The 10,794-nt window shown below is 73.6% G+C and carries 13 protein-coding genes; 3 read left to right on the plus strand and 10 right to left on the minus strand.

From position 1 onward, the window contains the following. From OFY01_RS24500 to rimP, 4 genes are all read right to left on the minus strand, one after another. The coding region (locus OFY01_RS24500) for a translation initiation factor IF-2 N-terminal domain-containing protein (RefSeq protein WP_266603342.1) at positions 1–405 on the minus strand (405 nt) is incomplete at its 3' end. 145 nt (positions 406–550) lie between these two features. After that, the gene (locus OFY01_RS24505) at positions 551–829 is read right to left on the minus strand and encodes a YlxR family protein (RefSeq protein ID WP_266603344.1); all 279 of its coding nucleotides are present in this window, start codon (positions 827–829) and stop codon (positions 551–553) included. A gap of 103 nt (positions 830–932) precedes the next feature. Beyond that, entirely contained in the window at positions 933–1,931 is a 999-nt protein-coding gene (nusA, locus tag OFY01_RS24510) for a transcription termination factor NusA (protein ID WP_266603346.1), read from the minus strand. Positions 1,932–1,967: 36 nt separating this feature from the next. Next, entirely contained in the window at positions 1,968–2,462 is a 495-nt protein-coding gene (gene rimP / locus OFY01_RS24515) for a ribosome maturation factor RimP (RefSeq protein ID WP_266603348.1), read from the minus strand. Positions 2,463–2,700: 238 nt separating this feature from the next. On the opposite strand from rimP, the gene OFY01_RS24520 reads away from it, so the two are divergent. From OFY01_RS24520 to OFY01_RS24530, 3 genes are read left to right on the plus strand one after another with little or no spacing between them, the layout of a single operon-like run. Then, positions 2,701–3,240, plus strand: coding sequence for a hypothetical protein (locus tag OFY01_RS24520; RefSeq protein WP_323135553.1), 540 nt, complete (start codon positions 2,701–2,703; stop codon positions 3,238–3,240). Next, a complete protein-coding gene (locus tag OFY01_RS24525) occupies positions 3,237–3,719 on the plus strand; it encodes a ferritin-like domain-containing protein (RefSeq protein ID WP_266603350.1) in 483 nt (160 codons plus the stop codon). Before OFY01_RS24520 ends, OFY01_RS24525 begins: the two co-directional genes overlap by 4 nt. Positions 3,720–3,746: 27 nt before the next feature. Then, the gene (locus OFY01_RS24530; protein ID WP_266603352.1) at positions 3,747–4,649 is read left to right on the plus strand and encodes an aminoglycoside phosphotransferase family protein; all 903 of its coding nucleotides are present in this window, start codon (positions 3,747–3,749) and stop codon (positions 4,647–4,649) included. A 60-nt stretch (positions 4,650–4,709) separates the two neighbouring features. Here the strand turns inward: OFY01_RS24530 and hypE are convergent, their stop codons facing one another. The 6 genes from hypE to OFY01_RS24560 all read right to left on the minus strand — a co-directional run bounded on the left by hypE (position 4,710) and on the right by OFY01_RS24560 (position 10,715). Beyond that, positions 4,710–5,699 (minus strand): hydrogenase expression/formation protein HypE, encoded by a 990-nt coding sequence (hypE, locus tag OFY01_RS24535; protein ID WP_266603397.1) that lies wholly within the window; start codon positions 5,697–5,699, stop codon positions 4,710–4,712. Between the two features lie 100 nt (positions 5,700–5,799). After that, complete coding sequence (hypD, locus tag OFY01_RS24540) at positions 5,800–6,930, minus strand: hydrogenase formation protein HypD (protein ID WP_266603354.1); 1,131 nt, start codon at positions 6,928–6,930, stop codon at positions 5,800–5,802. Continuing rightward, on the minus strand, positions 6,927–7,223 hold the full coding sequence (locus OFY01_RS24545) for a HypC/HybG/HupF family hydrogenase formation chaperone (RefSeq protein WP_266603356.1): 297 nt from the start codon (positions 7,221–7,223) through the stop codon (positions 6,927–6,929). Before OFY01_RS24545 ends, hypD begins: the two co-directional genes overlap by 4 nt. 10 nt (positions 7,224–7,233) lie before the next feature. Then, positions 7,234–9,627, minus strand: coding sequence for a carbamoyltransferase HypF (gene hypF / locus OFY01_RS24550; RefSeq protein WP_266603358.1), 2,394 nt, complete (start codon positions 9,625–9,627; stop codon positions 7,234–7,236). Next, positions 9,624–10,340, minus strand: coding sequence for a hydrogenase nickel incorporation protein HypB (gene hypB / locus OFY01_RS24555; RefSeq protein WP_266603360.1), 717 nt, complete (start codon positions 10,338–10,340; stop codon positions 9,624–9,626). Before hypB ends, hypF begins: the two co-directional genes overlap by 4 nt. 6 nt (positions 10,341–10,346) lie before the next feature. Further along, on the minus strand, positions 10,347–10,715 hold the full coding sequence (locus OFY01_RS24560) for a hydrogenase maturation nickel metallochaperone HypA/HybF (RefSeq protein ID WP_266603362.1): 369 nt from the start codon (positions 10,713–10,715) through the stop codon (positions 10,347–10,349). Positions 10,716–10,794: the final 79 nt, after the last annotated feature.

A 10,794-nucleotide genomic window follows, 5' to 3' on the forward strand; every position in this document is an offset into this window, starting at 1 on the left:
GGCCTGGAACTCGGGGGTCGCCGGGGCCGGGGTGGCCGGCTTCGGCTTCGCCGCGGGCTTCGGGCCCGGCGTCGGGCGCGGACCCGGTGCCGGGGCAGCGGGCTTCTCGGCCGCGGCGGGCTTGGGGGCCGCCGGGCGCGGGGCGGCAGGCTTGGCGGCCTGCGCGGGGGACGGCTTGGGCGCCGCGGGCCTGGCCGGCGCGGGGTTGCCCGGCGCGGCCTTCTTGGCGGGCTTCGCCCCGCCGTTGCCCTGCTGGAGGGCATCAGTCAACTTGCGTACAACGGGCGCCTCGATGGTCGAGGACGCCGACCGTACGAATTCACCGAGTTCCTGGAGCTTGGCCATGACGACCTTGCTCTCCACACCGAACTCCTTGGCGAGTTCGTATACCCGGACCTTAGCCACTTCGCTCCTTTTAGGTCCGGGTTACGCCGGACCGTCGCTACTTCATGGGCGTACTCATCGCGTACTCATCGAGTGCTCATCGCAATCTCGACCTACTTCCAATCGCGAGGTACCAGGACCGCACGGCGGTTCCGTGCGGCACGTCTTACGGTGTTGCCTGCTCGACGCGGTGGCGCAGGGCCGCCGTGTCGAACGGACCAGGAGCCTTGAAGGCCCTCTGGAACGCCCGGCGGCGGACCGCCAGGTCGAGACAGGCCAGGACGGGGTGCACATACGCGCCCCGGCCGGGCAGCGTACCGCGATCATCGGGGACGCATTCGCCCTCGATCACCACGATCCGCAACAGATCGCTCTTGGCCGCTCGCTCCCGGCATCCCACACAGGTTCGCTCAGGGCAGGCGCGGGCATGCGTCCGGCCAGACACGCTTAAGTCTACCTCCCCGTACCGACCTCACCCCTTTGGGGCAAGAATCGAACGGCTGTCTCTCGTCACATACTGTCGTGGTTCAAGCGCGGGGCGCCAGGATTTATTCCCCGGCCCCGGCCTCGGGTGTCTCGGTGTCCGGGCGGATGTCGATGCGCCAGCCGGTGAGCCGGGCCGCGAGCCGCGCGTTCTGCCCCTCCTTGCCGATGGCGAGGGAGAGCTGGTAGTCCGGCACGGTCACCCGGGCCGAACGGGCCGCCATGTCGACGACCTCGACCTTGGAGACGCGGGCCGGGGAGAGCGCGTTGGCGACCATCTCCGCCGGGTCGTCCGACCAGTCGACGATGTCGATCTTCTCGCCGTTGAGCTCGGCCATGACGTTGCGCACACGTCCGCCCATCGGGCCGATGCACGCGCCCTTGGCGTTGAGCCCGCTCCGCGTCGAGCGCACCGCGATCTTCGTACGGTGACCGGCCTCACGCGCGATGGCGGCGATCTCCACGCTGCCGTCGGCGATCTCCGGCACCTCCAGCGCGAAGAGCTTCTTCACCAGATTGGGGTGGGTGCGCGACAGCGTCACGGACGGGCCGCGGACGCCCTTGGCGACCCGGACCACGTACGAGCGCAGGCGCGCGCCGTGCGGGTACTCCTCGCCCGGCACCTGCTCCTGCACCGGCAGGATCGCCTCGAGCTTGCCGATGTCGACCAGGACGTTCTTCGGGTCGCGGCCCTGCTGGACCACACCGGTGACGATGTCGCCCTCCCGGCCCGCGTACTCGCCGAGCGTCGCGTCGTCCTCGGCGTCGCGCAGGCGCTGCAGGATGACCTGCCGGGCGGTGGTGGCGGCGATGCGGCCGAAGTCGGACGGGGTGTCGTCGAACTCGCGCGGCTCCTGGCCCTCTTCCAGGTCGGCCGCGTCCTCCTTCGCCCAGACCGTCACGTGGCCGCTGTCGCGGTCGAGCTGCACGCGCGCGTGGCGGCGGCTTCCCTCGGTGCGGTGGTAGGCGATGAGGAGGGCCGACTCGATCGCCTCGACCAGCAGATCGAAGGAGATCTCCTTCTCCCGGACCAGACCCCGCAGGGCGCTCATGTCGATGTCCACGGCTACGCCTCCTCTTCTCTGTTCAGCATGTCTTTGTTATGCGTCGTCGTCAGTGGGCTTGCGGTTGAACTCGACCTGGACGCGCGCCTTGGCGATGTCCGCGAAGCCGAGTCTGCGGGCGGTGGGCTTGCGGCCCTTGACGCCCGGAACCTCGAGGTCGATGCCGTCGTCGTCGGCCTTGAGGATGCGCGCGACGAGCTCGCCGCCCTCGGCGAGCTGGAACTTGACGAGGCGTCCCGTGGCACGGACGTAGTGCCGGTGCTCGGTCAGGGGGCGCTCGGCGCCGGGGGTGCCGACCTCCAGCTCGTACTCCCCCTCGCCCATCGCGTCCGTCTCGTCGAGCTTCGCCGAGAGCGCGCGGCTCACATCGGCGACCTTGTCGAGATCGGCTCCCTGCTCGGAGTCGACGACCACACGCAGCACGCGCTTGCGTCCGACGGAGGCCACTTCGACCTCTACCAGTTCGAGTCCCTGCGAGCTGACGAGCGGCTCCAGTAGTTCTCGCAGCCTCTCGTGCTGGGTGGTGCTCATCCGGGTGACTCCTCGGCCGCGTGTGCTGTTGTCGTGGCTTGCGTTCTGTGCGCGTCGGGTCAAAGCGTATCCGGTCCAGGGGGGTGTTGCCGTCCACCGGGCGCGGCGCGAAGGTACGGTGATCACCGGCCGCTGCCTCCCGGCGGCACCGAAACCTTTCTGAGCCCGCCCGTAGTCCCCCTTGCTTCGCCTCGCTTCGCCTCTCGCCCCCCGTACGTCTCCCGCCGAGGACGTTCCCGTGCCCCTCACCCCTCAGCCGCCGCGGCCCCGCCGACGGCCGCGCCGTAGAACCGTGCTCGCCTCGATGGCCGGGGCGGCCCTGCTGACGGGCTGCTCCGACGACGGCCGGGGCTCGGGCGGGCAGAGCGGGCCGGGGGCCGCCGGGCTGGAGCAGCGGCTGCGCGCCCGGGAGGCGCGGCGGAGCGCGGATCTGCTCGGCCAGTACGACCAGGCGCTGGCGGCCCGTCCGTCGCTCGCGGACCGGATCGGCCCGCTGCGGGACGAGGTCGAGCGGCACGTACGGGCCTTCGGCGGGGCGAGCACGCCGACCGCTTCGGTGGCGTCGGCCTCGCCGGGCACGGCGCCGGTCGCCGAGAAGGACGTGCTCAGGGCGCTGGCCGCGGCGGAGCGGGAGATGTCGGACCAGCGGATGACGGCCTTGGCCGAGCCCGGCACGCCGGGCGAGCTGGCGCGGCTGATCGCGTCGGTGGCGGCGTGCGGGGCGGGTCACGCGTACCTGCTGGGCGAGGGCCGCGGCGGAGAGGGGCACGGGGCGTGAGCGAGGACAAGGTGCTGGCGGCGGCGCAGGCCGCGCTGCGGGCCGAGCACGCGGCGGTGTACGGGTACGGGGTGGTCGGCGGCCGGGTCCGCCAGAGCAGGCGCGGTGAGGCGAAGGCCGCGTACGACGCGCACCGCGCGCGCCGTGACGCGCTCAGCCGCACAGTCCGGGACCTGGGCGGCACGCCCGCTCCGTCGGCGGGCGCCTACGCGCTGCCGTTCCCGGTGCCGGACTCGGCGGCAGCGGCGCGGCTCGCGGCCGACATCGAGGACAAGGTGGCCGGGGCGTACTCGGATCTCGTACGGGCCGCGACCGGTGAGCGTCGGCGCGGGGCGGCCGACGCGCTGCGGGAGGCCGCGGTCCGCGCGGTGCGGTGGCGTGGCGGGAGCGTAGCCTTCCCTGGGCTCGCCGAACGGGCCGCGGTGCCCACGACGCCTTCGGGCTCCGCGCCGACCTCCGCGGCGGGCCCCCGCACGTAGCAGTCTTTCGAAGGGAATCACTCGCGCATGGGTTTCGAACCGCCTCCGCGCCTTGCGAACGCGCTCGGCGAGGTGCGCGACGAGGGGGCGTCGGCGTGGCTCGACCGCCTGGGCGCCGAGCTGGACGAGGCCGCGGCGCGGCGCGGGGTGAGCGTCGAGCGGGTGCATCTGCCCGGCGGGCGCAGCAGCCTGGTCGCGCATGTCCGCAGGCCCGACGGTTCGCCCGCGGTTCTGAAGCTGGCGCCTGCGCGGTTCCGTCCGGAGGCTGAGCGGGCGGCGCTCGCGCACTGGGACGGGCTGGGCGCGGTGCGCCTTCTGGACCCCGGTGTGGAGGACGGGGCACTGCTGCTGGAGCGGCTGCACCCCGAGGTCTCGGTCCGTACGCTGCCGGAGGCCAAGGCGCTCCTGGAGGCGGCGGGCACGCTGCGCAGGCTCTGGGTGGACCCGCCCGAGGGCCGCAACTGCGAGACGGTGCCCGAGCGCACCGGGCGCCAGGCGGCGTCGATGCGCGCGACGGCGAAGGCCCTCCCCGATGTCGCGCCGCTCGTGGACGCGGCGGTGAGGGCGCGTGCGGAGCTGGTGGCGGCGCCGCCCGAACTCAAGCTGCTGCACGGCACGTTCCGGCAGAGCAAGGTGTTGCAGGGCGAGCGGATGCCGTGGCTGGCGGTCGGCCCCGACCCGGTGGTGGGCGAGTGTGCCTTCGACCTGGCGCGGCTGGTGCGTGACCGCGTGGAGGACCTGATCGGCTCCCCGTCGGGTCCCTCGATCACCCGCCGCCGGGTCAAGCGCCTGGCGGAATCCCTGGACGTGGACCGGGACCGGCTGCGCGGCTGGACGCTGTTCCGGGCCGTGGAGTCGGGGGCGCGGGCGTTGCGAGTGGGCCGTGTCCGGGACGGCGAGAACCTGCTGGAGTTCGCGGGCTGGCTGTAGCGACTGAGCCGAGCCCGGCGGCGGGCCGGCCGGAGCGGCCCGCCGCCCGGCGGGGACCGGTCAGCAGATACGCGGCAGCTGCTCGCCCAGGGGCAGGTCCACCACCCGGGTGCCGCCGAGGCCGGTGCGGGCCACGACCATGCCCGCGTGGTCGTCGACGCACTCGCCGATCACCGTGGCCGCGCGGCCCAGCGGGTGCGCGCGCATCGCGGCGAGGACCGCGTCGGCGTCCTGGGGGCGTACGAAGGCGACGAGCTTGCCCTCGTTGGCGACGTACATCGGGTCCAGGCCCAACACGGCGCAGGCGTTGGCCACTTCGTCCGGCACGGGCACCGCGCGCTCCTGGACGACGACGCCGACGGAGGCCGCGGTGGCGATCTCGTTCAGTGCGGCGGCCAGCCCGCCGCGCGTCGGGTCCCGCAGTACGTGGATGTCGGGGGCGGCGTCCAGCATGCTCTCGACGAGGCCGCCCAGCGCGGCGCAGTCGCTGCGGATGTCGACGCCGAACTCCAGTCCCTCGCGCACGCTCATGATGGCCACGCCGTGTTCACCGATGGGCCCGCTGACGATGACGACGTCGCCGGGGGTGGCGCGCTGCGGACGGATGTCGACACCGGCGGGGATCGCTCCGATGCCGGAGGTGTTGATGTAGATGCCGTCCCCGTGGCCGGCCTCCACGACCTTGGTGTCGCCGGTGACGACCTCGACCCCGGCCGTGCGTGCCGCGGCGCCCAGCGCCTCGGCGACCCGGGCGACCGTCTCGATCTCGACCCCCTCCTCCAGGATGAACCCGCAGGAGAGGTAGGCGGGGCGCGCCCCGCTCATGGCCAGGTCGTTCACCGTGCCGTTGACGGCGAGGTCGGCGATGCTGCCGCCGGGGAAGAACAGCGGACGCACCACGAAGGAGTCCGTGGAGAAGGCCAGCCGCACGCCGCCGACGCTGAGGGCCGCGGAGTCGGCCAGGGCCGCGAGGCTCGCGCCGCCGAACGCGGGCGCGAAGACGTGGTCGACGAGTTCCGCGGAGAGGGCCCCGCCGCCGCCGTGGCCCATCACGATCTGTTTCTGGCCTCGCAGGGGCGCGGGGCAGGTCCACCCGGAGAAGTCGGGCGGTGCGGCCGGTCCGGTGCCGCTGTCCGCGAGTTGGGTGACGTCAGCCAACGTGGGTCGCCTCCGCTGTCGTGGGTGTGGGTGTGCCGCCGAGCCGGCGGTAGAGGTAGTAGGCGGCGCAGGCGCCCTCGCTGGACACCATGGTCGCGCCGAGCGGGGTGCGCGGGGTGCAGGTGGTGCCGAACGCCTCGCACTCGTGGGGCTTGAGCAGCCCTTGCAGGACCTCGCCGCTGCGGCACGCGGCGGGTTCCGTGGTGGTGATGGCGCCGACCTGGAAGCGGTGTTCGGCGTCGAACTCGCGGTAGCGCCCGGACAGGCGCCAGCCGCTGTCCGGGATGACGCCGATGCCGCGCCAGGCCCGGTCGGTGACCTCGAAGACGTCGGCGAGCATGTCGCGGGCCGCCGGGTTGCCCTCGGCGCGCACGGCACGGGGGTAGGCGTTGTCGACGGTGTGTTCGCCGCGCTCCAGCTGGGTGACGGCGCGTCGTACGCCTTCGAGGATGTCGAGCGGCTCGAAACCGGTGACGACGATGGGGACGCGGTGGGTCGCGGCGAGGTCCGGGTACTCCTGCGTCCCCATGACGCTGCACACGTGCCCGGCGGCGAGGAAGGCGTCCACGCGGCACTGCGGTGACGTCATCAGGGCCTCGATGGCCGGAGGCACGCGGACGTGGGAGACCAGGAGGCTGAAGTTGCGGACGCCGAGCCGCCGCGCCTGGTACACCGCCATGGCGTTGGGGGGCGCGGTCGTCTCGAAGCCGATGCCGAAGAACACCACCTGCGCCTCGGGGTTCTCCTGGGCGATCCGCAGCGCGTCGAGCGGCGAGTAGACGACGCGGACGTCGCCTCCGGCGGCGCGCACCTGGAACAGGTCACGGTCGGTGCCCGGTACGCGCAGCATGTCGCCGAACGAGCAGAAGATCACGCCGGGTCGGGAGGCCACCTCAAGGGCCTTGTCGATCATTTCCAGGGGGGTGACGCACACCGGGCAGCCGGGGCCGTGGATGAGTTCGATCTCCTCCGGCAGCAGTTGGTCGATGCCGTGGCGGATGATCGAGTGGGTCTGGCCGCCGCAGACCTCCATCAGGGCCCACGGCCGGGTGACGGTGGCGTGGATCGTGTCGAGGAGCCGACGGGCGAGGTCGGGGTTCTGGAACTCGTCGATGTATTTCATCGTCCGGCCTCCGGGGTCGGCGTGTCGGTACGGGCCGCCTGCTCCCAGGGGTCGCCGAACTCCTCCTCCAGGAGGCCGAGGTTCTCGAAGAGGTCCAGGGTCCTGCGCGCGGACTCCTCGTCGAGGCGCTGGAGCGCGAAACCGACGTGCACGATGGCGTACTCGCCGATCCGTAGGTCGGGCAGGTACTCCAGGCACACCTCCTTCACGACGCCGCCGAAGTCGACGGACGCCATGCGGGTGCCGTCTCTCTCCTCGATCTCAAGGACCTTGCCGGGCACCGCCAGGCACATGTGTTCCTCCTCATCGCTGCTGCCGCGCGGGCTGTCGGGTCCGTACGAGGCCGGGCGCGGCGCTCCGGCCGGCGACCATGAGCTGCCCGAGGGCGAGGCCGCCGTCGTTCGGCGGTACGAGCCGGTGTCTGAGTACCGTGAATCCGTCGTCGCGGAGGGTTCTCGCGCACCCGGTGAGCAGGCGCGCGTTGGCGAACACGCCACCGCTCAGGGCCACCTCGGCGATGCCGGAGCGCTCGCGCAGCAGGGCGCACGTCTGCCGCACCGCCTCGACGACGGCCAGGTGGAAGCGGGCGGAGACCAGGGACCGGGGACGGCCGTCGAGCACGTCGGCGGCCACCGCCGCGACGACGGGCGCCGGGTCGAGCTGGTGGACGCCGTCGGGCGTGGTGCGCACCTCGAACCGGTATCCGCCGGCCGCGCGGTGCGCGGCGTCCCGCCCCGCGACGGCCTCCAGTTCGATGGCGGCCTGTGCCTCGTACGCACTGTGGTGGCACACCCCGGACAGTGAGGAGACGGCGTCGAAGAGGCGTCCCATGCTGGAGGTGGGCGGGCAGTTCACCGTACGGGCCAGTTGCCGTGCCAGGACGCGCCGTTCGGCGGGCGGGCAGGCCCTTACGGCGGGAAGGTCCTCGTGCCAGTCGAGCCCGGCGGCCCACAGGTGCGCGAGGGCCATGCGGTAAGGGCGGCGCACGGCGGCGTCCCCGCCGGGCAGTGGCGTGTACCGCAGGTGCGCGGCCCGCTGGAAGTCGTCGTAGTCGGCGAGGAGGAACTCGCCTCCCCAGACCGCTCCGTCGGCGCCGTGGCCGGTTCCGTCGAACGCGACGCCGATGACCGGCCGCGACCCGTCGAGACCGTTCTCCGCCATGACGGAGGCGATGTGGGCGTGGTGGTGCTGCACCTGGTGGACGGGGTGACGCCGGGCGGCGCGGTGGGCCAGGCGGACCGAGCGGTATCCGGGGTGGCGGTCGGTGATCCACGTCGTGGGCTCGACGCCCGTGACGTGGGCGAGGTGGCGCCGGGCCGCGTCGAAGGCGTCGAGGGTGGCGACGTCGTCCATGTCCCCGATGTGCGCCGACAGCCACGCCGTGCGTCCCTCGGCGACACAGAAGGTGTTCTTCAGGTCGCCGCCGGTGGCGAGCGCGGGCCGCACCGCAAGCGGCAGGTCGACGGGCAGGGGCGCATAGCCGCGCGAGCGCCGCACCGGCAGTTCGGCGCCGTCGCAGACCCGCACCACGGAGTCGTCGCACGGGACGTGGACGGCACGGTCGTGCGTGAGCCAGGCGTCGACGAGCGGCGCGAGGCGGCGCAGCGCCTCGTCGTCGTCCGTGACGATGGGCTCGCCCCCCAGGTTGCCGCTGGTCATCACGAGCAGCCGCGCGCCCACGGGGTCCTCGGGCAGGCCGAGCAGCAGGTGGTGGACCGGGGTGTAGGCGAGCATCACCCCGAGGTCCGCGCAGCGCGGGGCCACGGCGTCCGAGAGGCTCGGCGCGCCGGGCCGGGGGGTGTCGCGGCGGCGCAGGAGCACGATGGGTCGGCGTGTTCCGGTGAGCAGCCGGCGTTCGAGGTCGTTCACCTCGGCCAGCTGCTCGACCTCGCGCAGGTCCTTGGCCATCACGGCGAACGGCTTGTCACCACGTGCCTTGCGCTCCCGCAGCCGCCGGACGGCAGTGTCGTCGGTGGCGTCGCAGGCGAGGTGGTACCCGCCCAGGCCCTTCACGGCGACGATCGCACCCTCGGCCAGGAGGCGGCGGGCCCGCGCGAGGGGGTCACCGCTCGTCGGCCGGGCCCGGCCCGCCTCGTTCAGCAGGAGGGACAGCCGGGGCCCGCAGTCGTGGCAGGAGACCGGCTGGGCGTGGAACCTGCGGTCCCCCGGGTCGTCGTACTCCCTCGCGCACCGCTCGCACAGGGGGAAGCCGCCCATGGTGGTGTTGGCGCGGTCGTACGGGAGGCCGGTGACGATGGTGAAGCGGGGGCCGCAGTGGGTGCACGTGATGAAGGGGTGGCGGTAGCGCCGGTCGGTGGGGTCGCCCAGCTCCGCCAGGCACGCGGGGCAGGTGGCGACGTCGGGGGAGACCAGGGTGGCGGTGCGGCCCTCGCCGCACGAGGGGAGGATGCGGAACGCGTCGCCGTCGTCCAGCGGTCGCAGCGGCTCGTGGCGCACCGACCGCACGACCGCCAGGGGCGGGACGTCGGTGGCGACGCGGTCGCAGAACTCCGCGACCGCGCTCCGCGTCCCCTCGACCTCGGCGACGACGCCCTCGCCGGTGTTGGTCACGTGTCCGGACAGTTCCAGGCGGTGGGCGAGTCCGTAGACGAACGGGCGGAACCCGACCCCTTGGACCACCCCGCGGACGACGACGCGCCGCCGCGCCCTGGTCACGCCGTCCGGGGTGGCGCTCACCGCACCGGCTCCCGGTCGGCCGGGGCGGTCGCGGCCATCACGGGCGTGTGCACGGGCTCGCCGTCGGCCGCGGCGAGCGCCCGGTCCAGGAGCTGCCCCACCCCCGCGCCGCGACGCGCCGAGGTGAACACGACCTCGACGCCCGGGTTGACCTGCCGCACGTGGTCGAGGAAGGCGGCGCGGTCGAACTCCGCCGCGGCGGCCAGGTCGTCCTTGGTGACGACGACCAGATGGGCGAGTCCGAACGCCGTGGGGTACTTGAGGGGCTTGTCCTCTCCCTCGGTCACGCTGGCCAGGGCGACGCGCAGGGTCTCCCCCAGGTCGTAGGAGGCGGGGCAGACGAGGTTTCCGACGTTCTCCACGAAGAGCAGGCGTGTGGCGTCGGGGAGCCAGCCGTCCAGGTGCCCGCGCAGCATGTCCGTCTCGATGTGGCACAGGCCCGCCGTGAGGACTTGGCGCACGGGGGCGCCGGACCGGGCCAGGCGCGTGGCGTCGTTCTCCGTGGCGAGGTCGGCGGTGAGCGCGGCCACGGGCACCCCGCGCTCGCGGGCGAGGGTCAGTTCGGCCTCCAGCAGGGCGGTCTTGCCGCTGCCGGGGCTGGACAGCAGGTTGACCATCGCGGTCCGGCGGGCCGCCAGTTCGGCTCGCAGTTCCTGCGCGCCGTGGTCGTTCTTGGCCAGGACCGCGGTACGCAGGTCGGTGGCTCGGCACATGGGGGATCAGCCTTCCTCTGGGACGGTGGCGCCGGACCAGGACACGCGCGCGATCTCCAGTTCGCGGCCCGACACCAGGCCGGCCGCCGCGAGGCCGCACCGTGGGCAGGTCAGGGAAGGCGGCGTGCCGGTCGGCCAGGCGTGGTCGCACGGCGGGCAGTGGGCGCGGCCCGGGACGTGCTCGGTGGCGAGGGCGGCACCGGCGAGCGCGGTGCCCTCGCAGGCGAGCTCGAAGCAGAAGGTCAGGGCGTTGGGCACGACTCCGGCGAGTTCGCCGACGCGCAGGGTGACGGACGCGACCGCGTCGTGCCCTTGGGCGCGGGCGGCTTCCTCCACCTGGCCGACGACGGCCAGTGCGATGGACATCTCGTGCAAGGTCACTCCCCCGCGTGGCGTGGACGGGCCGGCGGCCGTCCTCAGTACAGGCGTGGCCGCGGCGCGCCGGCCGCCGCCA

This window comes from Streptomyces beihaiensis, from assembly GCF_026274175.1.
Lineage (GTDB): Bacteria > Actinomycetota > Actinomycetes > Streptomycetales > Streptomycetaceae > Streptomyces > Streptomyces beihaiensis.